General features: G+C 39.4%; 28 protein-coding genes. 20 read left to right on the top strand and 8 right to left on the bottom strand.

What is annotated here, in order from left to right; translation table 11 throughout:
• Window positions 1-29 precede the first annotated feature (29 nt).
• Window positions 30-380 carry a hypothetical protein gene (locus LCL96_RS07675; protein WP_224940811.1) on the bottom strand — a complete coding sequence of 117 codons (351 nt, stop codon included), beginning with the start codon at window positions 378-380 and terminating at the stop codon, window positions 30-32.
• A gap of 215 nt (window positions 381-595) precedes the next feature.
• Here LCL96_RS07675 and LCL96_RS07670 point away from each other — a divergent pair, with 215 nt between their 5' ends.
• Window positions 596-1,147, top strand: a complete 552-nt coding sequence (locus tag LCL96_RS07670; RefSeq protein ID WP_318246414.1) for an STM3941 family protein — start codon at window positions 596-598, stop codon at window positions 1,145-1,147.
• Between the two features lie 46 nt (window positions 1,148-1,193).
• On the opposite strand, the gene guaC is transcribed toward LCL96_RS07670, so the two are convergent.
• Window positions 1,194-2,177 (bottom strand): GMP reductase, encoded by a 984-nt coding sequence (gene guaC / locus LCL96_RS07665; RefSeq protein WP_318246413.1) that lies wholly within the window; start codon window positions 2,175-2,177, stop codon window positions 1,194-1,196.
• A 240-nt stretch (window positions 2,178-2,417) separates the two neighbouring features.
• Between guaC and LCL96_RS07660 the strand changes: the two genes are divergently transcribed.
• The gene (locus LCL96_RS07660; RefSeq protein ID WP_224940808.1) at window positions 2,418-2,969 is read left to right on the top strand and encodes a 2'-5' RNA ligase family protein; all 552 of its coding nucleotides are present in this window, start codon (window positions 2,418-2,420) and stop codon (window positions 2,967-2,969) included.
• A gap of 140 nt (window positions 2,970-3,109) precedes the next feature.
• Here the strand turns inward: LCL96_RS07660 and LCL96_RS07655 are convergent, their stop codons facing one another.
• Window positions 3,110-4,081, bottom strand: a complete 972-nt coding sequence (locus LCL96_RS07655; protein WP_224941337.1) for a nucleoside hydrolase — start codon at window positions 4,079-4,081, stop codon at window positions 3,110-3,112.
• Window positions 4,082-4,210: 129 nt separating this feature from the next.
• Here LCL96_RS07655 and LCL96_RS07650 point away from each other — a divergent pair, with 129 nt between their 5' ends.
• The gene (locus tag LCL96_RS07650; RefSeq protein WP_224940807.1) at window positions 4,211-4,591 is read left to right on the top strand and encodes a MerR family transcriptional regulator; all 381 of its coding nucleotides are present in this window, start codon (window positions 4,211-4,213) and stop codon (window positions 4,589-4,591) included.
• Window positions 4,591-6,273 (top strand): acyl-CoA dehydrogenase family protein, encoded by a 1,683-nt coding sequence (locus tag LCL96_RS07645; RefSeq protein ID WP_224940806.1) that lies wholly within the window; start codon window positions 4,591-4,593, stop codon window positions 6,271-6,273. The genes LCL96_RS07650 and LCL96_RS07645 overlap by 1 nt, the downstream gene beginning before the upstream one ends.
• A gap of 286 nt (window positions 6,274-6,559) precedes the next feature.
• On the opposite strand, the gene LCL96_RS07640 is transcribed toward LCL96_RS07645, so the two are convergent.
• Entirely contained in the window at window positions 6,560-8,134 is a 1,575-nt protein-coding gene (locus LCL96_RS07640) for a bifunctional metallophosphatase/5'-nucleotidase (RefSeq protein ID WP_224940805.1), read from the bottom strand.
• A 235-nt stretch (window positions 8,135-8,369) separates the two neighbouring features.
• Between LCL96_RS07640 and LCL96_RS07635 the strand changes: the two genes are divergently transcribed.
• The 8 genes from LCL96_RS07635 (at window position 8,370) to LCL96_RS07600 (ending at window position 13,491) form a co-directional block, all read left to right on the top strand.
• Window positions 8,370-8,921, top strand: coding sequence for a hypothetical protein (locus LCL96_RS07635; protein ID WP_224940804.1), 552 nt, complete (start codon window positions 8,370-8,372; stop codon window positions 8,919-8,921).
• Window positions 8,922-9,160: 239 nt separating this feature from the next.
• Window positions 9,161-10,030 carry a cation diffusion facilitator family transporter gene (locus LCL96_RS07630; protein ID WP_224940803.1) on the top strand — a complete coding sequence of 290 codons (870 nt, stop codon included), beginning with the start codon at window positions 9,161-9,163 and terminating at the stop codon, window positions 10,028-10,030.
• A 208-nt stretch (window positions 10,031-10,238) separates the two neighbouring features.
• Window positions 10,239-10,976 carry an alpha/beta fold hydrolase gene (locus tag LCL96_RS07625; RefSeq protein WP_224940802.1) on the top strand — a complete coding sequence of 246 codons (738 nt, stop codon included), beginning with the start codon at window positions 10,239-10,241 and terminating at the stop codon, window positions 10,974-10,976.
• A 95-nt stretch (window positions 10,977-11,071) separates the two neighbouring features.
• Window positions 11,072-11,266 carry a hypothetical protein gene (locus LCL96_RS07620; protein ID WP_224940801.1) on the top strand — a complete coding sequence of 65 codons (195 nt, stop codon included), beginning with the start codon at window positions 11,072-11,074 and terminating at the stop codon, window positions 11,264-11,266.
• A gap of 48 nt (window positions 11,267-11,314) precedes the next feature.
• Window positions 11,315-12,145, top strand: a complete 831-nt coding sequence (locus LCL96_RS07615; RefSeq protein WP_224941336.1) for an alpha/beta fold hydrolase — start codon at window positions 11,315-11,317, stop codon at window positions 12,143-12,145.
• A gap of 22 nt (window positions 12,146-12,167) precedes the next feature.
• On the top strand, window positions 12,168-12,632 hold the full coding sequence (locus LCL96_RS07610) for a GNAT family N-acetyltransferase (RefSeq protein WP_224940800.1): 465 nt from the start codon (window positions 12,168-12,170) through the stop codon (window positions 12,630-12,632).
• A gap of 185 nt (window positions 12,633-12,817) precedes the next feature.
• Window positions 12,818-13,258, top strand: a complete 441-nt coding sequence (locus LCL96_RS07605; protein WP_224940799.1) for a GNAT family N-acetyltransferase — start codon at window positions 12,818-12,820, stop codon at window positions 13,256-13,258.
• A 95-nt stretch (window positions 13,259-13,353) separates the two neighbouring features.
• Window positions 13,354-13,491 (top strand): hypothetical protein, encoded by a 138-nt coding sequence (locus tag LCL96_RS07600; protein WP_224940798.1) that lies wholly within the window; start codon window positions 13,354-13,356, stop codon window positions 13,489-13,491.
• Window positions 13,492-13,521: 30 nt separating this feature from the next.
• On the opposite strand, the gene LCL96_RS07595 is transcribed toward LCL96_RS07600, so the two are convergent.
• Both LCL96_RS07595 and LCL96_RS07590 read right to left on the bottom strand, forming a co-directional pair.
• Window positions 13,522-13,908 (bottom strand): sporulation protein, encoded by a 387-nt coding sequence (locus LCL96_RS07595; protein ID WP_224940797.1) that lies wholly within the window; start codon window positions 13,906-13,908, stop codon window positions 13,522-13,524.
• Window positions 13,908-14,045 (bottom strand): FbpB family small basic protein, encoded by a 138-nt coding sequence (locus LCL96_RS07590; protein WP_224940796.1) that lies wholly within the window; start codon window positions 14,043-14,045, stop codon window positions 13,908-13,910. Before LCL96_RS07590 ends, LCL96_RS07595 begins: the two co-directional genes overlap by 1 nt.
• Window positions 14,046-14,409: 364 nt before the next feature.
• Between LCL96_RS07590 and LCL96_RS07585 the strand changes: the two genes are divergently transcribed.
• From LCL96_RS07585 to LCL96_RS07575, 3 genes are all read left to right on the top strand, one after another.
• Window positions 14,410-14,835 carry a DUF1801 domain-containing protein gene (locus LCL96_RS07585; protein ID WP_224940795.1) on the top strand — a complete coding sequence of 142 codons (426 nt, stop codon included), beginning with the start codon at window positions 14,410-14,412 and terminating at the stop codon, window positions 14,833-14,835.
• Window positions 14,836-15,036: 201 nt separating this feature from the next.
• Window positions 15,037-15,672, top strand: a complete 636-nt coding sequence (locus LCL96_RS07580; protein ID WP_224940794.1) for an FMN-dependent NADH-azoreductase — start codon at window positions 15,037-15,039, stop codon at window positions 15,670-15,672.
• A 109-nt stretch (window positions 15,673-15,781) separates the two neighbouring features.
• Window positions 15,782-15,967, top strand: a complete 186-nt coding sequence (locus LCL96_RS07575) for a hypothetical protein (RefSeq protein WP_224940793.1) — start codon at window positions 15,782-15,784, stop codon at window positions 15,965-15,967.
• Between the two features lie 227 nt (window positions 15,968-16,194).
• On the opposite strand, the gene safA is transcribed toward LCL96_RS07575, so the two are convergent.
• Window positions 16,195-16,824 (bottom strand): SafA/ExsA family spore coat assembly protein, encoded by a 630-nt coding sequence (gene safA, locus LCL96_RS07570; RefSeq protein ID WP_224940792.1) that lies wholly within the window; start codon window positions 16,822-16,824, stop codon window positions 16,195-16,197.
• 247 nt (window positions 16,825-17,071) lie between these two features.
• On the opposite strand from safA, the gene LCL96_RS07565 reads away from it, so the two are divergent.
• The 4 genes from LCL96_RS07565 (at window position 17,072) to LCL96_RS07550 (ending at window position 18,981) form a co-directional block, all read left to right on the top strand.
• Window positions 17,072-17,284 (top strand): hypothetical protein, encoded by a 213-nt coding sequence (locus LCL96_RS07565; RefSeq protein ID WP_224940791.1) that lies wholly within the window; start codon window positions 17,072-17,074, stop codon window positions 17,282-17,284.
• 7 nt (window positions 17,285-17,291) lie between these two features.
• Entirely contained in the window at window positions 17,292-17,462 is a 171-nt protein-coding gene (locus LCL96_RS07560) for a tRNA U-34 5-methylaminomethyl-2-thiouridine biosynthesis protein (RefSeq protein WP_224940790.1), read from the top strand.
• 66 nt (window positions 17,463-17,528) lie between these two features.
• Entirely contained in the window at window positions 17,529-18,293 is a 765-nt protein-coding gene (locus tag LCL96_RS07555; protein ID WP_224940789.1) for an HAD family hydrolase, read from the top strand.
• Window positions 18,271-18,981, top strand: coding sequence for a nucleotidyltransferase domain-containing protein (locus LCL96_RS07550; RefSeq protein ID WP_224940788.1), 711 nt, complete (start codon window positions 18,271-18,273; stop codon window positions 18,979-18,981). The genes LCL96_RS07555 and LCL96_RS07550 overlap by 23 nt, the downstream gene beginning before the upstream one ends.
• Window positions 18,982-19,044: 63 nt before the next feature.
• Here the strand turns inward: LCL96_RS07550 and LCL96_RS07545 are convergent, their stop codons facing one another.
• Window positions 19,045-19,440, bottom strand: coding sequence for a sporulation protein (locus LCL96_RS07545; protein WP_224940787.1), 396 nt, complete (start codon window positions 19,438-19,440; stop codon window positions 19,045-19,047).
• A gap of 366 nt (window positions 19,441-19,806) precedes the next feature.
• On the opposite strand from LCL96_RS07545, the gene LCL96_RS07540 reads away from it, so the two are divergent.
• The gene (locus LCL96_RS07540; protein WP_224941335.1) at window positions 19,807-21,930 is read left to right on the top strand and encodes a peptidoglycan D,D-transpeptidase FtsI family protein; all 2,124 of its coding nucleotides are present in this window, start codon (window positions 19,807-19,809) and stop codon (window positions 21,928-21,930) included.
• The last annotated feature ends 69 nt before the right edge of the window (window positions 21,931-21,999 follow it).

Below are 21,999 nucleotides of genomic sequence, written 5' to 3'. Positions count from 1 at the left end.
TTTCATCATCATTTCCTATTTAAAAGACATTAGTTAAATAATAAATGTAAGGTTTTGAGATAATTGGAGTGGGACCTGATCACTTCAAGAAAACCCAACGAATCAGGAAAAACGTCAAAGTAAAATAGACTTGCACCATATGTCTTTATGTCAAAGTGTCGGTCAGTTATTGTTTTGATTTTTTTAGGGGGAATATCATCTTGTTTAAGGACAAGGGAAGGGACCGAATCAAGTATCATGGATGCATCTGTTAATAATAGATAGTTAGAAATGGTCTCTACTTCATTATAGATTGAAACATTACTTTGATATGTTTGCTGTTGAACCTGATTCGTTACAAACATCATTCCTATTACCAACATGAATACGAATCTCGCCATATACCCTCACCACCAAGATCATATTAAATTTTATTATAGCTATAATTCAGCATGTGTCTAGATAAAGTTATGAGGGACGGACCTTGAAATGAAGGCTCGAACAGGGGAAGGATTCCTTATTAAAGGTCCGTCCCTCACCATCAAGTTTAATTGCTGATATGAAGGGTATAGGAGTTTGTGTATGTATATATTTGGAAAGGAGGTAGGGATTGGTGATGGAAGGGAAGGTTGTTGATTTTTATGAATCGAAGAAGAGGTTGAGTTTGATTGCAGTGGGGTGTGTTTTATTTGTTCTGTTGTGCTTGTATTTATCATTTGTTTTCTTCTTTGTTGATGTTCAATATCTGATAGGGACAGTAGTTGCATTGGGAGGATTATTTTTTCTCGTTTGCTTGATTCAGATCTTTAAGAAGCTCTCACATGACGTGCCACATGTCAGTATGACAGGGGATTACCTTATTATATATGTGATTCAGGAACATCCGGTACAAATCCGCTGGGAAGATATAGAAAGCTATCTACCTTATGAGATTTACCGAAATGCATTTATTGGTCTGATCCTGAAAGATGAAGATAAATACCGCGACAAAATGCCGGATAAGCTAAAACGAATGTCTAGAATGAATGTGAAAATGGGCTATCCGCAATACAATATTGTTATTAGCAATCTTAAAAAGCCTCAACAAATGTTGGAAGAATTATCAACTCGAATCCCTAATAGTAAAATTTGTGCTGAAGGAAAGGCTGTCGCTACGAGGAATTCATGATAATAAGAAAAGGTGAGCCATCATCGCCCACCTTTCAATAATTGTATTAGTAAACCTTATCTCCATTGAAGATCGAATTCTTCACGACAACATAATCTACCGTGCGGATGGATTCTAGTTTCGTACCACCGGCATAGGAAATAGAGGATTGAAGATCTTGTTCCATTTCAATCAGAGTATGCTCTAAGGACCCTTTATGCTCGACATACATTTTCTTGCCTTCAACATTTTTCTTTTCACCTTTTTGGAATTCCGAGGCTGACCCAAAGTATTCTTTAAAGAGTTTTCCGTCTTTCTCAATCGTTTCACCCGGAGACTCTTCATGGCCTGCAAACAGGGATCCAATCATGACCATAGTGGCTCCGAAGCGGATGGATTTTGCAACATCTCCATGAGTCCGGATACCCCCGTCAGCTATGATCGGTTTTGTAGCTGCTTTGGCACACCATCGCAGTGCAGCCAGTTGCCAACCTCCAGTACCAAAGCCTGTTTTGATCTTGGTAATACACACTTTACCAGGTCCGATTCCCACCTTTGTAGCATCGGCTCCGGCATGTTCTAATTCTCTTACAGCCTCAGGTGTACCAACGTTCCCGGCAATCACAAAGCTTTGAGGAACGTGTTTCTTAATATGTTGAATCATATTGATGACGGCATTGGAATGTCCGTGAGCAATATCAATCGTGATGAATTCCGGTACAAGGCTTTCTTCCGCTAATTGCTGAACGAAAGCATATTCTTCTTCTTTTACACCTACAGATATTGAAGAAATCAATCCGCGGGACTTCATATCTTTAATAAATGACACACGCTTCTCTGGTTCAAATCGATGCATGATATAGAAATAATTATTTTCAGCTAAGTAAACAGCAATTTTTTCGTCAATAATCGTTTGCATATTGGCTGGCACTACTGGAAGCTTAAACGTATGCCCTCCTAGTGTTACACTCGTATCACATTCTGAACGGCTGTTAACCACACATTTCGCAGGAATCAATTGAATATCTTCGTAATCAAAAACATTTTCCATCATAACACCCCTAAACACGAATAATAAATCTTGTTTCTTTTAAAAATGTTCGTCCATAAGGTAATTTACATCATTTTCTTATCAATGTCAAAGATTTTTATCTTTTAAGAACTGAATACAGAATTCCTTTCCCGTCAGATGATTAAGCGCTACCAAATGAATACAGCAGCTACAAGACTATGTTACAGTGATAGAAAGAAGACCAGTGAAAATACGGATATTTTGAAAGGTGGTTTATTCATGTACTGGGTCATCGCTTTATTTGATGAGAAAACGGAAGAAGGGATTAAAGGCATTTGGAAGGAACTTACCATAAAGAACATTTCATATTATGAAGAAGAAATCAACGATGCCCGACCGCACATAACGATAGGGAGTTATACCGATTTGGACAAAGAAGCTTACATAAACGCTTTAGACAAATATTATGAACATAAGAATAGTATCGGGGTAACATTCAATACAGTCGGTTCTTTTTTAAATTTCGGCACGCTTTTTCTCTCACCTACTGTTACCAGGGAACTACTTGACTTTCATTCAACTCACCATGATCATTTCCAGTCTTTTAATGAGGCTGCAAATCCACTTTATCTTCCTGACAGCTGGATTCCCCACTGCACATTGGCCAATAAGCTTTCTCCACAGAAATTAGCTGAGGGATTTGAGCATTGCTTAGAGAGGGGAGATATGATTAAGGGGGAGATAACGGATATTGCCCTGATAGAATTAGTGGACGACACCACGGATTGTGTGGAAGCACCCATTATTTTTACTAAAACGTTAAAAAATTAATATATTCTGATTCCTAGCCAAAAACACCCAGTGAGCTTTAACATGCTTCTGGGTGTTTTGGGTAAGAAATACTCGATTCAGCCACACCTATAGTTGATTAATATATGCAAGGCAGTGGCAACGATAAATTTGTTCCTTATTCAATTGTTTTCTTCCTCAAACGCTTCTCCCGTCATCACGCTCATAAACCGTTTAAAGAACAACTCATAGTTAAACGAAAAGGCTATCCGATGCTTTTTGGCTTTTTCTTCAAATTGAATATAAGGTCTTATATCTGCGATACTTTGTCCCCTGTGGATACCGGTACTGGACGTAACAATATGGACAGGAAGGTGTCGAAACGAAAACATATCTTCATACGTAGTTGCCATGATCGTGATCGCATCATGGACGGGGCTCCCTTTGATGAACGGATTCAGCTTCTTATAAAAGGAATAATAATAATCCAATAAAGGCTTAACCAAATTACTGAGCCCCTTATGGTCAATGTATTCAACCATTTCAGGAGTGACGATTGCATGATCAGTCACATTCAACGGGATGATGGTAAGGTTATTTGCATATGTTGTCACTATTTTCACTGCGATAGGATCGGAGTGGAAATTCGCTTCCGACACCGCTGTAACATTTCCTGGAACCCAGAAAGCACCACCCATGATGTAAATCTTCTTCACTTTATTCATTAAGGTTTGGTATAAAATAAACATATTAGCAAGAGATGTAAGCCTTCCTACATTGACTATGACAAGTTCATCACCGTACTTTTCAATTATTCGAGTAATCTCAAAGAAATTCTCAATAACACCTTCATAAGCTCCAGGGGTTATAGGGCCAAGACCGTATTCCCCATGAATTTCGGGAAAGAATGTTGGGTGTTCTGCAGTCATAGGAACCTCTGCTCCACCAATAATCGGGATTTGATTTTTAAGGTTCAATGATTTCATTAAGTAATGTACGCTTGCAACAGCCCTGGCTCTCGGTACATTTCCATAATCGGCTACAATACCAACCAAATCAATGTCTTCATTGAGATAAGAATATATGAGAGCGATCGTATCATCAATTCCAATATCAGCAAATAACAATACCTTTACCAAAACCCTCACCGCCATATTTTTTACTAGTATATGGAAAACCATATTCTCTTTATGATTAAAGTTTTTGAGAAAAGTAGTTGAAGTTTACGTCAACGTTAATGATAAAATAAAAATATCAAAATTTTCACACAAAGGTTTGATCCAATGATCTTTACAATCTCTCAATTAGCGAAAGATTTCAACGTCACAACGCGTACAATCCGGTATTATGAAGAGCTTCATTTACTGCATCCGTTAAGAAGTGCATCAGGCAGACGCATGTATTCAAAAGGAGACGTCACAAGGTTGAAATTGATTATCAGGGGAAAACGTTTCGGGTTTACTTTAGAAGAGATCAGAGAAATGATTCACCTATTTGATCAAGACCGAAGCGGGAGAAAACAACTAGAACGGACAATTGAGTACGGAAATATGCGGATAGAGGAAGTAACCCGCTTCATTCAAGAACTGGAAAATCTGAAATCGGAAATGGAAGGACTTAGAGATGAATTCATAAAAAAATTAAATGAGTCAGGAGAGATCTAATGAGAAAAATCGAGAATTTTTATCTTGAAGACCCTCATCTGAAAGAAATAATGGAACAGTATCTGGATGGTGATTTTTTTACCTGGGCCGATCACGAATTGACACTCTTCGGGGAGTTATGTGCGGGGGAAATCGATGAACGGGCAGTCCATACGGATCGGGAAGGACAGCCAAGGCTCATTAAATACAACCGGTACGGAGAAGAAATTTCAGAAATTTGGGTGAATGAAGGGTATAGAAAAACCGTAGAACAAACCTATAATAAAGGAATTGTCGGCTATATTCATAAAGCAATCCCTGAGCTCGGCCGCAAAGGAAATTATGTGTATTCCTATGCCCAGGGATATCTTCTATCTCAAACGGAACCGGGTTTTTATTGCCCTGTCACACTTTCCATGGCAACAGCGCTCCTTCTTGAGAGATATGCTTCCGAGGAGGTGAAGGAAAGGTTTCTCCCGCATGTTTTATCAACGGGAGAAATTGAATTATATGAAGGGGCTACCTTCTTAACGGAGAGGCAGGGAGGATCAGATGTCGGCGCCAATGATACTAAGGCTGTTCATAATGGTGGATCTTATCAGCTTTGGGGAGAGAAATACTTCGCCTCCAATTCAGGTATGTGCGGAGTGACTATGGTGCTCGCCCGCATTGAAGGGTCAGGAAATGGAACAAAAGGACTCAGCTTATTCGCTGTTCCATGGAGAAATGAGGATGGTTCACTTAATGGGATTCACATCCGAAGGTTGAAGGATAAATTGGGTGTCCGGGCAGTCCCTTCGGCGGAAGTGGAGTTCAAAGGTGCTGAAGCTTATTTGGTCGGTGCACCAGATAAAGGCATCTATTATATGATGGAAGCCCTTAATCTTTCCCGTATCTGTAATGCTGTCGCCTCTATCGGTATCATGAGGAGAGCTTATCTTGAAGCAAGGAATTATGCCTTTCATCGCGAAGCATTCGGGCAGCCATTAGCTCACTTTCCGATGATCAAAGAATCCCTGACCCGCCTGGCTGCTAAACAGGAAGTGGAGACAAGTGCTGTGTTTCATCTGGTTCAATTATTTGATCGTGTGTCATCTGAACACATTCCCACTTCGGAAAAAGATGCTGTACTAAATCGATTACTCATAGCCATTTTGAAAAAAGAATCGGCAGAACAAGCCATACACTTTTCTCACGAAGCCATCGAAATGCACGGAGGGAATGGTTACATCGAGGATTTCATCCTTCCTCGGCTACTAAGGGATGCTCAGGTGTTAACGGTGTGGGAAGGGACAGCGAATATTTTAGGACTGGAAGTATTAAGATTGATGAATAAACATCAGGCTCATGAGTACTTCTTAGACCAAATGAAAGAAGAGCTGGACGTCTTGCCGATTGAACTCAGTGAGTTAACTGCCCCAGTGAGGGAAGGCATTGTCAAACTGGAGCAACTATTAACACGATTAATCAAAGCTGATGAGGATAAACAAACATATCATGCAAAAAGAATCGCAGACCTTATGGCCAAAATTTTCGAAAGTGTGATTGCTCTTAAAGATGCTCATACACTGGGAGGAGAAAGAAAACATAAGATCGCAGAAGTTTTCATCGAACAAACGTGGAAACAAACGGAATGGCTCGATGAAGAGATGAAATCCGTTCGGTATTTTGACGAGATTGTCGGAATGAATGTACGAATATAAAAAAGAAGTCCCTGGAGCATGGTTGCTTATCCAGGGACTTCTTTTATTTTTCACAACAACAAGGACAATCGCATTCCTTTTTGGTTTTACATGAACAACGTTTGCATGAGCATTCTTTGATTACCAAGAAAGGCACCTCCACACTGTATTAGGTTACTAATCATCATAACCAATGTGGGGGGTTCCATACGCTATACGTGATAATCAATGGAGATGCTAGAAAGCAAGATGTCCAATTGATTATTCAATTAAGCGAAGTATATCAACTCCCCTGAAGGGGGCTCTATTATCTAACTGCAATTCGATTTCCATCTGGTTGTGACAATGCTCCATCATTATGATGAATATAAGCAATAAAGGAATCAAGAGTTAATGGGCCACTCACGACATTCGTTCCTTTTTTAAATGCCGAAAAGCCGTCTCCACCTGTTGCAAGATAGTTCGTAATGGCAACCGAGTAGGTTTCGTCAGGATTAATCGGCGTTCCATCCTGATCAGTCACTGATACGATTTTTTCTCCAGGGGGAGCATCCTTTATCCAAGTGAAATGTAACCCTGAGGGCTGCAAGATCGTTTTGAAATTTCCAGTCCATTGCTGCTCCAGTACGTCTTTAATTTGTGAACCTGTTAGGTTCATCTTGACCAAATGGGTACCAAATGGAAGCATGGTATATAACTGGCCCCACCTCAATTCTCCTTCAGGTATGTCTGCACGGATACCCCCTGGGTTCATAAATCCAAAATCAGCATTCATCGCCTGACGATGAGAATCTGCAATGATACTGCCCAATGTTCTTTCTCCACCTTTATGTTTATGCTTTGTAAAAGCTTCTTCAGAATAACCGACCACTTGATTCAAAAGAGCGCTTTGTTCTTTTCCGTAATTCCTCACCATGTTCTGTATTTCTTTATCCGGCTCAATTCCATCATGGAAGGTTTGGACAATGGTTGCTTTCTTTTCAACAATATCTTTTGTTTCCGGATCAATTTTTAAATCAACATCTGAAAAGGCTGTACCATAAGAGTATGATTCTACGATCAGCTTTCCATCTACGATTGTGTTGGCATATTGGTGGTTGTGGCCACCGAAGATGACGTCGACTTCATCATCAATCAATGGAGCATAATCCACTAATTCGTTAGAAGGCAGGGTCCCGTCCTTTTCCGAAAAAGCTGATACATGGGCGAGAACAACAATCGATTGTACACCTTTTCCTTTTAATTCTTTGACTGTTTCATTAATTGATTCCACTTCATCCTTAAATTCAATACTTTCTATTCCTTCAGGTAAGACGATGTCCTTCGTTTCGGTGGTGACTATGCCTATGAAGCCAATGGGAATACCATTGACTTTCTTAATGACATAAGGGGGAAGTATCGGTTTCCCTGATTTTTTATCAATCACATTTGCTACGGTATAAGGAAATGTTGCTCCACTAAACTCTCCAGTTTTCTGGTGTTTTCCGCCATTAAGCAAGCGTTGCATCTCCTTTACCCCTTCGTCAAATTCATGGTTTCCGACTGTTCCAACATCGAATCCAATTTTATTCATGAACTCTACGGTAGGTTCGTCCTGTTTAAGTGAAGAAATGGGAGCACTGCCACCAACCATATCTCCTGCGTGAACGAGTAATGTTGAGTCATTTTCTTCTTTCATTTTCTTTACATAGGCAGCCAAATATTCCGCTCCGCCGACCTTTTTACCTTCTACAGTCCGATACGTCTCGAGCTGACCATGAAAATCATTCATACCTAAAAGCTGTACAGGAATCATTTGTTCGCCGTCACTGGAAGAAAATGATGATCCGATGAAGTAAATTGTCACAAGTAATACCATTAATATCCATTTCTGATAAGACATTGAATCCCCCCTGAGCTTTTATCCATTTCAAGGTAGCACAGTAATTTTAATGGTTATTTGAGGGGAAGTAAGGATTTTGTAAAGTTCATATTATTCAGGGGTAACACGATAAGAATTCCCAATTGATGGTATACAATTACAAATAATACAAAATAATATCCATTTGTTTACAATGTGAAAATAATAAGGTAATATATGTAATTGTAGGAACGAAAGAAATGGGGAGGAATTGTAGATGAAAAAATTGATGTTACCATTTGTTTTACTATCTATGAGTCTATTTATCGCAGCGTGCAGTAGCGATGAGAGTGGTACAGAAGAAAAAGAAACAAGCACTGAAACAACAGAGGAAAGTGCAAAGTCGGACGAGTTGGGTATGAAATCTGCTCTATTAGACTATCAAATGGAAATCATCGACACGGTGAATGCTAACGATTCAGCTATTTATGCATTTGAGACAGCGAAGGCAAAGGAAGAAGATAAGCCTTCTGCCGAAGAAATTGCCAAGCTTAAAACGGATGCTGAAGCAGCAGCTAAAAAGGTAGCGGAAGACGTCCATGCTCTTGAAGTACCTGCTGAATTAGATTCAAAGAAAGATGAGATCCAGGGAGCACTGGATGACCTGGCAACTTCATATGAAACGAGAGCTGCCAATCTTTCTGATGAAGCAAACGCAGAATACACTGAATCCGATGAACAATTTGCATCATTTGAAGAGAAAATGGCTGCCGTTTACGAAGAAGCAGGATTAAGCAAACCAAGTTTTTCAGCTGACATTGTAGATTAATTGGATGATAATAAAATCAAAAAACAGATTATAAATGATATAGAATTTAGATGATTGACTTTCAAGCCTAGAGGGCCGCAAATGCGGTCTTTTTTTTATGCATTCACAAAAGTTTGCTCGATGAAACTTTGTTATCCTCTTCATATTAAGATTGCTTAACTAAAGAAGGTTGCTATAGACCCACATGGTATGGGGTTGCTATGATATTCACGTACATAAATGGTATGGGGGATAGGATCATGAATCAAGAAAAGTATGATCAGTTAAAATTGGGAGAACGTGGTGCGGTGATCAGCATCGTCGCTTATATACTATTATCGTTGGTGAAGTACCTTATTGGATTATCTTCCCTTTCAGAGGCATTGCGTGCTGATGGGCTGAATAATGCGACAGATATTGTTGCTTCCGTAGCGGTTCTGATCGGACTGAGGTATTCACGTAAGCCTGCAGATGATGATCATCCGTATGGTCATTGGAAAGCTGAAAGCATTGCTTCTTTGGTTGCGTCCTTTATCATGATGGTCGTTGGTATTCAGGTGCTGTATCATGCCATACAATCGATCTTTGATGGGAAAACTCAGTCACCCGACCTTCTTTCAGCATGGATCGGAATTGTTGCCGCTTTTGTCATGTATCTTGTATACAGGTATAACAAAAAATTAGCTGAAAAAATCAATAGTCAATCACTCATGGCGGCAGCTAAGGATAACCTTTCAGATGCCTGGGTGAGCATAGGTACGGTGATTGGAATTATGGGTGCACAATTCTACCTTCCGTGGTTAGACCCCCTTACAGCAGTTCTTGTCGGCCTTTTAATCTGTAAAACCGCATGGAATATTTTCATTGAAGCCTCTCATTACCTGACGGACGGATTCGACGAACAGCTCATTCACTCTTACGAAAAAACGGTTCTGGATCTGCCCGGTGTCAAAGGGGTCAAAGATATACGCGCAAGAAAATATGGAAATAACACGGTTGTCGATGTCGTCATTTTGGTTAGATCTACTCTTGATATTAAACAAGCACACGATATATCCAGTGAGGTAGAGGATGAATTGATGGAGAAGCACTCGGTGTATGATGTGCATGTTCATGTGGAGCCGAATTAATATCATCAGAAATCGAAAGCTGATGTGAAATCAACAGCATTCATCTTTCTGTTTATCATATTTCTCACATAATAGGACCCGTTATGGGTCTTTTTATTTTTAAAATGATCTATGAGATGGGATGAAATAAACAGAATTTTTAAGGATTTGAATGATTCCAATGGATGATAATGGTAAAATAGAAAGAAGGAAAAGAGGAGGGAATGGGTTGATATTACATACAACAATTAAAGGCGATGGCCCCCCAGTGGTTTTCTTACATACTGGCTTACAGACAGGTTTGACAGATTTCCAGCATCAAAGTGATTATTTTCAGAAAAAATACTCTGTCATCCTTCCTGATTTAAGGGGACATGGACAATCTTTATCAGAAGATTTTTCTAACTTTTTCGAAGATTGCGCGGCTGATTTATTTGAAACATTGTCACAGCTAAGATTTAAACAAGTTCATATTATCGGTTGTTCATTAGGAGCCCTAGTGGGGGTAATATTCGCCAATCGATATCCAGACCATATTTTATCCCTGACCATTTCAGGTATCCTGACCGAAAAACCTGAAAACTGGAGTGATTCACACCAAGAGGAAGTAAAGAATCAAGCTATCCTCCTGGAAAACAAAGAGGCAACAGCTTACTTTGACGATATCCATTCATCGGAATGGAGAAAATTTATCGATCTCGCACGAAACGAGGATTGGTATCCTTTCAATGAAACTAGTAAAATACAACAATTTACCTTTCCAACCTTATTCTTGGTTGGGGAAAGTAATTCCTCAGAGACGGATGGTGCCGTTTCAGTAGCCAGACAGAATAACAATGTACACTGTGCCGTCATTCCCTTTGCGGGACATCTGGTTCATATTGAACAAAGTGAGATTTATAGGGTAATGTTGGATCAATTTTTAACCCAGGTGAATGATTGTAAAGAAGATTTACTGACATCCTGAATAGTTCACTTTGTTTTTTTTAGAAGCACAGCAAAATGAATCATATTGAAACTTTCTATCCATCTTTTCGTATAAATAAGAAAGGAGTGATGTACATGACAGGAATCTTATTCATATTATTTGTCCCGGTTTTTATTACCGTTGTCGCTCTTAATCTTAAAAGCTCTTCAAAACGTGACGGTAGAAATGACTATGGGGGCTATGTTGGTTCCTATGATGGGGGCCACGATCATGCAAGCTGCGATAATGGATTTTCCAGTAGTGACTGTGGGGGTGGAGGGGGCGAATAGGACACTTCCCCTGAACCTTTCCGAACGATAACATAGGAGGTGAACGTGATAAAACGGTACTTCATTCAAAATCGTAATCAGCAAATACATATATCAGAGTGGGGAAATCCACAGAATCCCGTGATGATTTGCCTTCACGGCTTGGGTAGTACGAGTCTTAGCTTTACTGAAATTGCATACGAATTAAAGGAAGAATTCAGAATCATCTCTATCGATGCTCCTGGTCATGGGAAAACAACTCCATTTGAACTTAGGGAAGAGTATGAAATGGAGAAAATGGCTGATTGGCTTGATGAAGTGATAAGCCTTCTAAAGGTTCAGTCTTTTTACTTTTTATCTCATTCTTGGGGAAGCCTTGTCTCCCTTTTTTATGCTGCCAAATACCCTGACAAAGTTCAAGACTGTATATTGATTGATGGAGGTTATCAGGGAAAACGCCATTCAAACCAAACCGTAGAAAAAGAAGTCGCATATTATGAACAAGACTTTGATCAGGTTTGGGAAACATGGGAAGAATTCCTCGCTTTAGTCAAAAGCGAAACGTTAAATTGGACCTCAAAGAAGTTGGAAGCCGCGAAAGACTTATCTCTCTACAAAAATCATCGATATTATTGGCACGCCCGTGGAAACACCGCCGCTCATATCATCCGGGCTATGCACAAAGATGAAGCAGAAGATATTTATGAGAAAGTGAGATGCCCTGTCTTATTATTAAGGGCTACTCTCCCAGAAAGCATGGAGCCAGAACGAATGAAAACGGCGAATATATTCAAGGAGAAGATCACGGGTGAAGTGAAAGACATTCCAGGAACAACCCATCTTCTTCATTGGGACAGGCCAGATCTTGTAGTATATGAAATAAGAGAGCGCTGGAAATAGAAATAGAGGAGGACGACGGTATATGATTTTACTGAACCCTATGACAGAAACCGAATATAGTGATTGGATATATGACTCAATCAAAGAGTATGCAGAAGAAAAAACAAAAGCGGGAAATTTCAAAAAGGAAACTTCAATGGATCAGGCAGAAGAGGAGTTTAATCAATTATTACCAATTGGAAGGGAAACGAAAGATCATCATTTGTTCACTTTACGCCATGAAGAAAGCAAGCAAGTTGTAGGGAACTTGTGGATCCATGTAAAGGAAGAACAGAAAGAAATCTTTATCTATGACATAAAGATCCTAGAGAACAAAAGAGGTTCTGGATACGGAAAGGAAGCTTTAAAAGCCCTTGACTCATTTGCAAGTGAGATGGGCATCTCGAAGATTTCTCTTCATGTTTTCGGTCACAATAAAATAGCGATTTCCTTGTATCAAAAATCAGGTTATGAAGTGACAAATGTCTTAATGTCCAAATCACTCTAGCAATAATGCAAAGGGCACCTGTTCATACGGTGCTCTCTTCTACGTCTAGGGGGTTGTCAAATGAAAGAATATCGTTATGAGGACAGTTTTTTCATTGTAGGAAATTCAGGCATCAACATTGTGGTTCTTATTCTATTTCTACTCATTCTATTCCTATTACTAAAGAAAAGAAGGAAGTGAACACCATGAGAACTGTCGTCAATGCTCAAATGGAAGATCTGGAGTCAATGGTCGCCATCGACCATCAAGTCATTGGGAATGATAGCAGACGTGGAGAAATCGAAAAAGCGATCAGGGAAAAACAATGCTTAGTCGTAAAAGATGGGAAGACTATGGGCTTCCTCCTATATTATACACATTTTTTCGGAAACACGTTCATTTCTCTCGTCATCATTTCTCCAGGAGAAAGAAGGAAGGGATATGCGTCTTCTCTTATGAGCCATCTTGAAAAAATTTCGCCTACAACGAAAATTTTTTCTTCTACTAATGAATCAAACATGGAGATGCATCGAGTCTTCCAGAAAAATGGATACATTCGAAGCGGGGTTATTGATAACATGGATCCAGGCGATCCGGAAGTGATTTATTTTAAACAAAACAATTCCCAAGATGCTGTCACCCTTTGATCATCTCTTTGTCGCATTGTTTTTTGTTATGGGTATCTTTTTAAAATTTTGTCCATGAAAAATTGGATGGATCAAAAGAGAAAGAAAGGAGTAAGATGATGACCATAGTTTTAGCTATTTTCCTTCTGATTTTTTCATTTGACTTTACGAAGTTCAGAAAGCAGAATCAAACGATGATTGAACAGAATGAAAGGATTATTTCACTACTTGAAGATATGAAAAATAGAGAATAAAAGAAAGGCTCGCGTGTTGCGAGCCTTTCTTTATTCAATAGAGATATAATCTTCATCTACGCTTTCTACACCTTGATCGAACGTCAGCTTTGTTTTGAACAGATACCGGACTCCTTCATTAAATGAAGGAATATTTTTTGGTATGCGATAGGTAAATGATAGTTTGTTACGTTCCTCCGCCTGGATGATATCAGATTTTAATACTGTATTGGTATCAATGAGTTTTTCATCCTTCCCATTCTTATCGATCATAACCAAATCACATTCAACTCGTCTCAGCTTTTGTTCAATGATGCCTCCTTCCAAAAAGAAGTAACCATGTAATAGCTCCCCTTGTTTAAAGGACGATTTAGGTAATACAAGATCAATTTTCGCTGAACCTATACCAAAGAGAGACATGTATTTACGCAGAATCATTAGGCATACTCCTTTTTGTTTGAAGTGTATTTTTCATCGATTTTCTTTTCGATTTTGTCCAATTCCTGTTGATTTCTTAAAATTTCTTGTTTGTTTTGTTCTATTAATTGAGAGAGGTTTGACTTACATTTATTCATTGTCCATTACTTCCTTTCAAAGTGAAGTGATAAAGAAAAGACCTTTACCAGTTATGGTAAAGGTCTTTATGGACATATATTAGCCTTCACCCAACTGGTAAAGGTCTCGCTAACAACTTGGTTGTCAATAAAGCCGAGAGTGTGCACTCTGTAATGACGACTTTATTGTTTAAGCTACTCCCCTTTAGGAGAATATTAAATTATGAAACCATCATACTTCACGTCTGTCCGGTTGTCAACGATTTTGACGTCAATCCCTTCAAGGATGTCTACTGCCAGATGAAAAGATTCCCCTCCATGCAGGATTTGATGGTAAGAAGAGAGAAGTAATTGGGAATGCATGCCATGGAAAGGAGATGTTCTCATGTATGAATTGAAAACAAAACAAAATGATAGCAGTGTCATCGAATTTATCGAGGGTGTTGAAAATCCTAAAAAACGCGAAGATGCCTACAGGCTTCTGGATATTTTCAGTGAAACTACCGGCTATGAAGCTAAGATGTGGGGACCGAGTATTATCGGATTCGGTTCTTATCATTATAAATATAAGACCGGTCATGAGGGGGATGCCCCATTAGTGGGCTTCTCACCGAGAAAAGCAAAAATTAGCCTTTATTTTGCAACAGGAGATCCCGACAGAGAAAAACTACTGAATTCATTTGGAAAGCATACATCAGGAAAAGCGTGTGTTTACATCAATAAAGTAGCCGATATAGATGAAACGGTATTAAAGCAATTGATTCTTCAGTCGGTAACCTTTTTACAAGAACTATATCCAAATAAGCAGTAATGTGAAATAAGGAATCAGTCTGGAAACGTGACTAATTCCTTATTTTTTTCATTCAGAAGCGTTTCATTTGTAATCTTAGTAAATATCTTATATTATTAATCTTGAATTAAGACTATTCTAGTTCGAGATAAATAATTTCGAATGATATTTCATCATGAACTGGAGTTGTACAATTTTACATTCAGAAAGGGAAGATTCAACATGACAAAAGTTTTATATATTACCGCTCATCCCCACGATGATACACAATCTTACAGCATGGCTGTAGGGAAGGCGTTTATAGATGCCTATAAAGAAGCAAATCCTGCACATGAGGTTGTAAATGTGGACTTATACAAAGAAAACATCCCTCATATCGATGCTGACGTTTTCAGCGGCTGGGGTAAATTGCAGACCGGTAAGGGATTTGAAGAGCTTTCACAGGATGAACAAGCAAAGGTAGGGCGACTTGGTGAACTATCCGATCAGTTTGTCGAAGCTGATAAATATATTTTTGTGACACCGTTTTGGAATTTCTCATTCCCTCCAGTAATGAAAGCCTATATTGATTCTGTTTCAGTTGCAGGTAAAGCCTTCAAATATACAGAGCAAGGTCCTGTCGGTCTTCTGACGGACAAAAAGGCTCTTCATATTCAAGCACGAGGCGGGATTTACTCTGAGGGGCCGGCTGCCGCGATGGAAATGGGACACCGTTACCTTGAAGTGATGATGCAATTCTACGGCGTTCCTTCGTTCGAAGGCTTATTCGTAGAGGGACATGCAGCCATGCCTGATAAAGCGGAAGAAATTAAAGAAAATGCCATTGCAAGAGCAAAGGATTTAGCACAAACATTCTAATCCAGAAAGAGTCAACATTCGTGTTGGCTCTATTTTTTTATGCTGTGAGATAAAGAGATTTGAAACTTTATCCATTTCTCACACGTAAAGAGATGAGGGAGGTGAAGATGTGAAAGATCAAATGTTTATAGATGTAGAAGTGGAGAAGGATGAGTCACTCTCCGACTTGTTACAAGAGATAGTTACTGAAAAAAGGGAGGAACTCGGTACACATTCAGTGTATGTTCATCAAGTCATCCCTACATACCCGAATGGTTTTACAATCATTCTTGAGATTCACCAATCCGTTTATTAAGGAAAGGGGAGACCCATCGTTTATTTCGATGGATACCTCCCCTAAAAATCCATTATCCATCAGTAGCAACCCTACTGAAACTCTCGTATTAGATCCCCTGCTGTCAATGCCTTCCAATGTAGATATAATAATACGATATATTCAATGTGAGAGAGATATATTAATCAAAAAATGACCCTGGTAGAATACCAGAGTCATCTCTCTATGGAACTTCTCCCTTTACTTATTTACCTTTTAATAAACATTTGTGTCCAATAATGACCGTACGATCCACCTTTCACATATCCCACTCCGATTTCAGTATACGTCGGGGAAAGGATATTTTTTCTGTGGCCTTCGCTATTCATCCACGCTTCGACTACTTCCGCAGGCGTTCTTTGTCCTGCAGCAATGTTTTCACCCGCCGCTTGATAAGAGATACCAAAATCCTGCATCATTTGGAAAGGGGAACCGTATGTCGGGGATGTGTGGCTGAAGTAATTCTTCTCGATCATGTCTTCAGACTTATAACGGGCGACACGGGATAATTCCCAATTCTCTTTCAATGGAGGTAAACCTACTTTAGAACGTTCGACGTTCACTAGTTTCACCACTTCATATGTGTAACTTTGAGCAGTGGCATTGACTCCTGGAATGTTCAAACTTTGACCAGGATAAATCATATTCGGATTACTGATTTGGGGATTTGCTGAAATTAACTCGGATACACCTACCTGATTTTTTACAGCAATTTTCCACATTGTATCTCCGTATGTAACCGTGTAAGTACCTGCAGCGGATACCTTGGAAGAACCGCCATAACCTATGACTAAAGTGACAGACAACAATAAGATAGATAAAAGTTTTAAAGTTTTCATAGTTCTATTGAAATATAATTCTGTGAATTTTAAAACAGGTAGTTGTTACCACCACGACAGAAAACCTATCAAATCGGCACATAGTAAATATTTCTAGGCTTTCAGGCGGTTACTTTATATCGATTTAAACATCCAATTTATGGTTGGTTTTTGATATAATGATAGTTATTAATGCTTAATTTTTAACCATTCACTCTAGTTTTGTTCCTGTTCACTAGATATGAAATTCATTTAAGGAGTGGAATGTATGTCCTGGTTAAATTGGCATGATCTTCTTGCACCTACAAATCCTTATGCTGCATTTTTATTTGGAATCATTGTCACGATTGTCATCGCGCTCAGCATATGGTTTGAAACAAAGAAAAGGCGCACAATTCTCATTGTTTTACTTTCCGGAGTCATGACTACCATCCTGGGAGTCGGGCTCCTGACAGTAATCGGATTTTATCAGGGAGGATGACCATAATATGAAATCTTTATTCCTAGTGATATTGGGTTCCATTTTGGGATGGGGAATTACAGGCTTTCTCACGAACGGATTTGAAACTGATTATCTTTTTATCCTGATCATAGGATTCGTGATCGGACACACCATCGGCCGACGAAATGAAAAAAGAGACTATAATGAATCACTTTAGTGATAAATTCAGTTCTTCTTATTCCTTCCGGCTTATACCCATTAATCGAAAAGGAAGTACGCTCTTATGAAACCTCTCTTACTTCAAAACTATGATGTATTCTTATTTGATTTAGATGATACATTGTTTGATCACTCAGGGGCTTATAAAAGAGGAGTTGATGAAACACTTCAGAATTTCCCCATTTTAGCAGAGATCAATCAGACTGAATTCTTTCATACATTTACAAAGCACAATCATCTATTATGGTCTAAATTTGCATTAAAGGAAATCAATTTTGAAGAATTTTCAATCATGAGGCTTAATAATACCTTGATGGATTTTAACATAACGGCCGACTCTGAACTTTTACACCAGATGGTTAAGGGCTTTCAAACTTCGTATTTACAACAAATCAGCCCCCAACATAAAACAATCCAGTTCTTATCTCGATTATCGAGGGAGATACAGGTAGGGATTGTCACGAATGGAACGGTCTTCAATGTTTACGATAAGATTGAGCGCCTTGCTTTAACGAATATTTTCCCGGAGTCATCGGTCATTGTTTCCGAAAGGATTGGTATATTCAAACCTCATAAAGGGATATTTCAACACTCCCTGGATCTCTTTAAAGTGGAAGCTTCGAGAACACTTTTTATTGGTGACAACTATTTTACTGATATCTCTGGGGCAAACTCCGTTGGAATGGAAACGTTATGGATTAATAGGCACGATTATGTAGCCCCGGGTGAGGTACAACCGGATATAACAGTAAAGGGATTGTTAGATATGGAAGGATTAATCTTTGGAAATGAAAAGAGGGAACCGTATGGTCAGACCACCGGCAATTGAGGCAGCCAAGCAATTTATCGAGGAACACTACTCCAGCTGTCAAGCCGCCATTCTCGCAGGTAGTGTCGTAAGAGGGGAAGAGACATCCACATCGGATCTTGATATCGTCGTCATCGATCATCAACTCCTCTCTGAATACCGTGAATCTCTTATTGTAAATGGATGGCCCATTGAAGTATTCGTGCATAATGAGAACACCATCCGACACTATTTTGAATCAGACTGCAAAAGAGCGCGTCCATCCTTACCGAGAATGGTTTCAGAAGGAATTCCCCTCGTGGATCATCCTCTCTTATCCCCACTCAAAAGTGAGGCGAGAGCCTTATTGAGGGACGGACCTCCAAACTGGTCGGCACAAACCATACAAATGAAGCGATATTTTCTTACGGACGCCCTCGATGATTTAATCGGATCGACAAATAGACCGGAAAGCATTTTCATCGCGGGTACAGTAGCAGAGGCACTTCATGAGTTTGTTCTGAGGACGAACGGACAATGGATCGGCTCTTCAAAATGGATTGTCCGTGCTTTAAACGAGTATGATCCGCACTTTGCCAATGAATTTGTAGAGGCGTTCGAACAATTCTATCGAAGCAATGACAAGCATGCAGTGGTGGGGTTGGTTGATTCTGTACTTGAAGCACATGGCGGTAGATTATTTCATGGATTTTCAATTGGTAAGAAATGAGTCTTAACGTCTTTCGCATATTAAAAAAGCCCTTCTGACGAGAGGGGCTTTCGTTTTATATTATTAAACTGATATCTCAAAATCATCATGATCGACGCTGTTCACACCGTCATCAAAGACAAGTCGTGTTACGAATTTATAAGAGACCGTCTCGCTAGAGGGTGGGAATGAATCAGAAAGTCTGCACGAAAAGTGAATGGTGCGTTGTTCGTTCGCTTTCATCGTTGATGAACTTAATATGGTATTCTGATGAAGAACAGAAGAACGATCAAACGTGTGATTATACTGCAAAAGGTCCGTCTCGATCCTTTTTAATTTCTGTTCGACCCGTCCGCCCTTAAGCTCATATTCTCCCTTGATAACATCCCCTGGGCGAAACTCCTTCTTGTTTAATACCAGATCAATCTTTGTTGCCCCGATACCGAACCTGCACATCAGTTTACTAAACATAACAGCCATTCAACCTCTCATTCATCTAGTTACCAATTCTACGCATAATGGAGAGCTTTGGTTTCATTTTTCTGCACCTATTCTTCGACTATATTCTAAAAGAAAGGTCCCCCTTTGTCTATATTCCTCCTTCGACAATTTTCGCATCACCTTCACGCTACTACTTCTTTGATTTCATCTCCCTTCCATCAGAAGAATCAACATCCAATAGAGTAAATTAAATGGAATTTGTTCCATATAGAGGTAGAATTATAGTCGATATTTCTATAAAATAGGACTAGAAGATTATCATAATTTGGTAAAATACGAGCTTAAAAGGGGTTATTATAATTGAAGGAAAAGAAGAAAAAGAAAAAAACCCATGTCCCATTGAGAATGAATCTGCTGTTTATATCGGTCTTTTTTCTATTTTCAATTCTGATTCTTCGACTTGGAATTGTGCAAATCGTGAAGGGAAACCATTATGAAGCAGAGGTCGCCAGAACAGAAAATGTGAAATCCCATAATGGAACACCTCCGAGAGGAAAGATCTATGACCGTTATCGAAATGTCATTGTGGACAACGTCCCTCTGAATGCCATTACGTACACGAGAACGCAAACGACAAAACCTAAAGATATGCTAAAGGTAGCTGAGACATTAGCTGGTCTGATCGAGATGGACACAGATAAAATTACCGATCGAGACCGTCAGGATTTCTGGCTCCTCACTCATCCCGACAAAGCTGAAAAGCTGGTGTCCAAGGAAGAAATAAAGAAGCTGGAAGATGATGAAGATCTGGCAGAGGATGACAGAAACAAAAAGATTTATAACATGCAGCTTGACAGGATCACCAAGAAGGATATTGAATCATTTACAGAAAAGGAAGAAGAAGTCCTGGCAATATTCCGTGAATTTAATACGGGATATGCACTCAGTCCGCAGATCATCAAGAATAAGGATGTATCAATGGAAGAGATGGCGAGGGTGAGTGAACGTTTAACTGAAATGCCCGGCGTAAATGTCACAACAGACTGGGAAAGGAAGTATGTGAATGATAGTACGCTGCGAACGATCTTGGGAAGAGTGTCCACATCACAACAAGGACTTCCGAGCGAACTTGTAAAAGAATATAAAGCTCAGGGATATGCCTTGAACGATCGGGTTGGAACGAGTTATTTCGAATCAGAGTATGAAAACGTATTAAAGGGACAAAAAGAAGAAATCGAATATATTACGAAAAATGGGAGTGTGCTTGATACGCAGCTCGTAAGCGAAGGTCATAGTGGAAAAGACGTCGTTTTGACCATCGACCTTCAGCTGCAGAAAGAGATTGAGAAAATTGTGGAGGAAGAGCTTAGTAAACAAGCCTCTCAATATTGGGAATCTCCATTCCTGGACCGTGCATTTGTCGTCATGATGGATCCCCACACAGGTGAAATCCTTTCCATGGTCGGAAAGAAGTATGGAAAAGATGCTGACGGAAAGACTGAATTACAGGATTATGCTTTAGGAACATACACTTCAGAATATGGGGTAGGATCGGCGGTTAAGGGTGCTACTGTGTTGACGGGGTATATGAGCGGGGCATTGAATGTTGGGGATGTGCTGTATGATGAACCCCTTAAGATTAAAAGCACTGAAACTAAGAAATCTTGGTTTAGTGGTTCTAGGTATCTGAGTGATATACAAGCACTCGAAATCTCATCCAATGTATACATGTTCAAAACAGCAATTAAAATCGCTGGTGGTGTATACAGAAGAGACCAACCAATTGATATGGATCCAAAAGCCTTTGATACGATGCGAAATTACTATAGTCAGTTTGGACTTGGTGTAAAGACTGGCATCGACTTGCCTGGTGAGGTAGAAGGATTAAAAGGGACAGAAAGAGAACCGGGTAAATTAATGGATTTCGCCATCGGGCAATACGATTTATATACACCCATGCAGCTTGTACAATATGCGTCTACAATCGCTAATGGAGGTTTCAGGATGGAGCCTCATTTAATGAAGGAAATCAGGGAGCCAAGCCAGGAGAGAGAAAAGGTCGGACCATTGATTTATGAAAATGAATCGAAAGTCTTAAATCGAATTGATGCAAGTGAAAGAGAAATTCTACAAGTTCAAAGAGGCTTTTACCAAGTTGCACACGGAAGTAATGGTACAGCAACCATTTTCAAAAGTGCACCATATAATGCTGCAGCAAAATCCGGTACTGCAGAAGCGTTTTACTACAGTCCAGAAGCAAAGAGACAGTATGACACATACAACACTACACTAATCGGGTATGCACCATACGACAACCCAGAAGTAGCTTTCTCAGTGGTACTGCCGTATTCACATCAAGATAAAGATCCATACGTGAACAAAAACATTGCCAAAAGAGCCATGGACAAATACTTCGAGCTCAAAAAACAATATGAAAAAGACGGCTATTTCAACTCCTCAACCGAAGAGAAAGTGCGGAATGCCGATCAACTTGAAAATCAAGAAGAAGAACAGGAAGCAACAGAATAATAATGAAAACGCAGCCTATTTGAAAAAAGGGCTGCGTTTTTTTGCGGAAATTACATTTTTTTGAAACTT

The organism is Rossellomorea aquimaris (assembly GCF_020172085.1).
In the GTDB taxonomy this organism is placed as follows: Bacteria; Bacillota; Bacilli; order Bacillales; family Bacillaceae_B; genus Rossellomorea; species Rossellomorea aquimaris_E.
This window is presented reverse-complemented; position numbering and strand designations above follow the sequence as displayed.

Excerpts from the sequence above, each read along its gene's own strand:
- LCL96_RS07675 (WP_224940811.1), bottom strand. The coding sequence starts at position 380 with ATGGCGAGATTCGTATTCATGTTGGTAATAGGAATGATGTTTGTAACG.
- LCL96_RS07670 (WP_318246414.1), top strand. The coding sequence starts at position 596 with ATGGAAGGGAAGGTTGTTGATTTTTATGAATCGAAGAAGAGGTTGAGT.
- guaC (WP_318246413.1), bottom strand. The coding sequence starts at position 2,177 with ATGGAAAATGTTTTTGATTACGAAGATATTCAATTGATTCCTGCGAAA.
- LCL96_RS07660 (WP_224940808.1), top strand. The coding sequence starts at position 2,418 with ATGTACTGGGTCATCGCTTTATTTGATGAGAAAACGGAAGAAGGGATT.
- LCL96_RS07655 (WP_224941337.1), bottom strand. The coding sequence starts at position 4,081 with ATGGCGGTGAGGGTTTTGGTAAAGGTATTGTTATTTGCTGATATTGGA.
- LCL96_RS07650 (WP_224940807.1), top strand. The coding sequence starts at position 4,211 with ATGATCTTTACAATCTCTCAATTAGCGAAAGATTTCAACGTCACAACG.
- LCL96_RS07645 (WP_224940806.1), top strand. The coding sequence starts at position 4,591 with ATGAGAAAAATCGAGAATTTTTATCTTGAAGACCCTCATCTGAAAGAA.
- LCL96_RS07640 (WP_224940805.1), bottom strand. The coding sequence starts at position 8,134 with ATGTCTTATCAGAAATGGATATTAATGGTATTACTTGTGACAATTTAC.
- LCL96_RS07635 (WP_224940804.1), top strand. The coding sequence starts at position 8,370 with ATGAAAAAATTGATGTTACCATTTGTTTTACTATCTATGAGTCTATTT.
- LCL96_RS07630 (WP_224940803.1), top strand. The coding sequence starts at position 9,161 with ATGAATCAAGAAAAGTATGATCAGTTAAAATTGGGAGAACGTGGTGCG.
- LCL96_RS07620 (WP_224940801.1), top strand. The coding sequence starts at position 11,072 with ATGACAGGAATCTTATTCATATTATTTGTCCCGGTTTTTATTACCGTT.
- LCL96_RS07610 (WP_224940800.1), top strand. The coding sequence starts at position 12,168 with ATGATTTTACTGAACCCTATGACAGAAACCGAATATAGTGATTGGATA.
- LCL96_RS07605 (WP_224940799.1), top strand. The coding sequence starts at position 12,818 with ATGAGAACTGTCGTCAATGCTCAAATGGAAGATCTGGAGTCAATGGTC.
- LCL96_RS07600 (WP_224940798.1), top strand. The coding sequence starts at position 13,354 with ATGATGACCATAGTTTTAGCTATTTTCCTTCTGATTTTTTCATTTGAC.
- LCL96_RS07595 (WP_224940797.1), bottom strand. The coding sequence starts at position 13,908 with ATGATTCTGCGTAAATACATGTCTCTCTTTGGTATAGGTTCAGCGAAA.
- LCL96_RS07590 (WP_224940796.1), bottom strand. The coding sequence starts at position 14,045 with ATGAATAAATGTAAGTCAAACCTCTCTCAATTAATAGAACAAAACAAA.
- LCL96_RS07585 (WP_224940795.1), top strand. The coding sequence starts at position 14,410 with ATGTATGAATTGAAAACAAAACAAAATGATAGCAGTGTCATCGAATTT.
- LCL96_RS07580 (WP_224940794.1), top strand. The coding sequence starts at position 15,037 with ATGACAAAAGTTTTATATATTACCGCTCATCCCCACGATGATACACAA.
- safA (WP_224940792.1), bottom strand. The coding sequence starts at position 16,824 with ATGAAAACTTTAAAACTTTTATCTATCTTATTGTTGTCTGTCACTTTA.
- LCL96_RS07565 (WP_224940791.1), top strand. The coding sequence starts at position 17,072 with ATGTCCTGGTTAAATTGGCATGATCTTCTTGCACCTACAAATCCTTAT.
- LCL96_RS07560 (WP_224940790.1), top strand. The coding sequence starts at position 17,292 with ATGAAATCTTTATTCCTAGTGATATTGGGTTCCATTTTGGGATGGGGA.
- LCL96_RS07555 (WP_224940789.1), top strand. The coding sequence starts at position 17,529 with ATGAAACCTCTCTTACTTCAAAACTATGATGTATTCTTATTTGATTTA.
- LCL96_RS07550 (WP_224940788.1), top strand. The coding sequence starts at position 18,271 with ATGGTCAGACCACCGGCAATTGAGGCAGCCAAGCAATTTATCGAGGAA.
- LCL96_RS07545 (WP_224940787.1), bottom strand. The coding sequence starts at position 19,440 with ATGGCTGTTATGTTTAGTAAACTGATGTGCAGGTTCGGTATCGGGGCA.
- LCL96_RS07540 (WP_224941335.1), top strand. The coding sequence starts at position 19,807 with ATGAATCTGCTGTTTATATCGGTCTTTTTTCTATTTTCAATTCTGATT.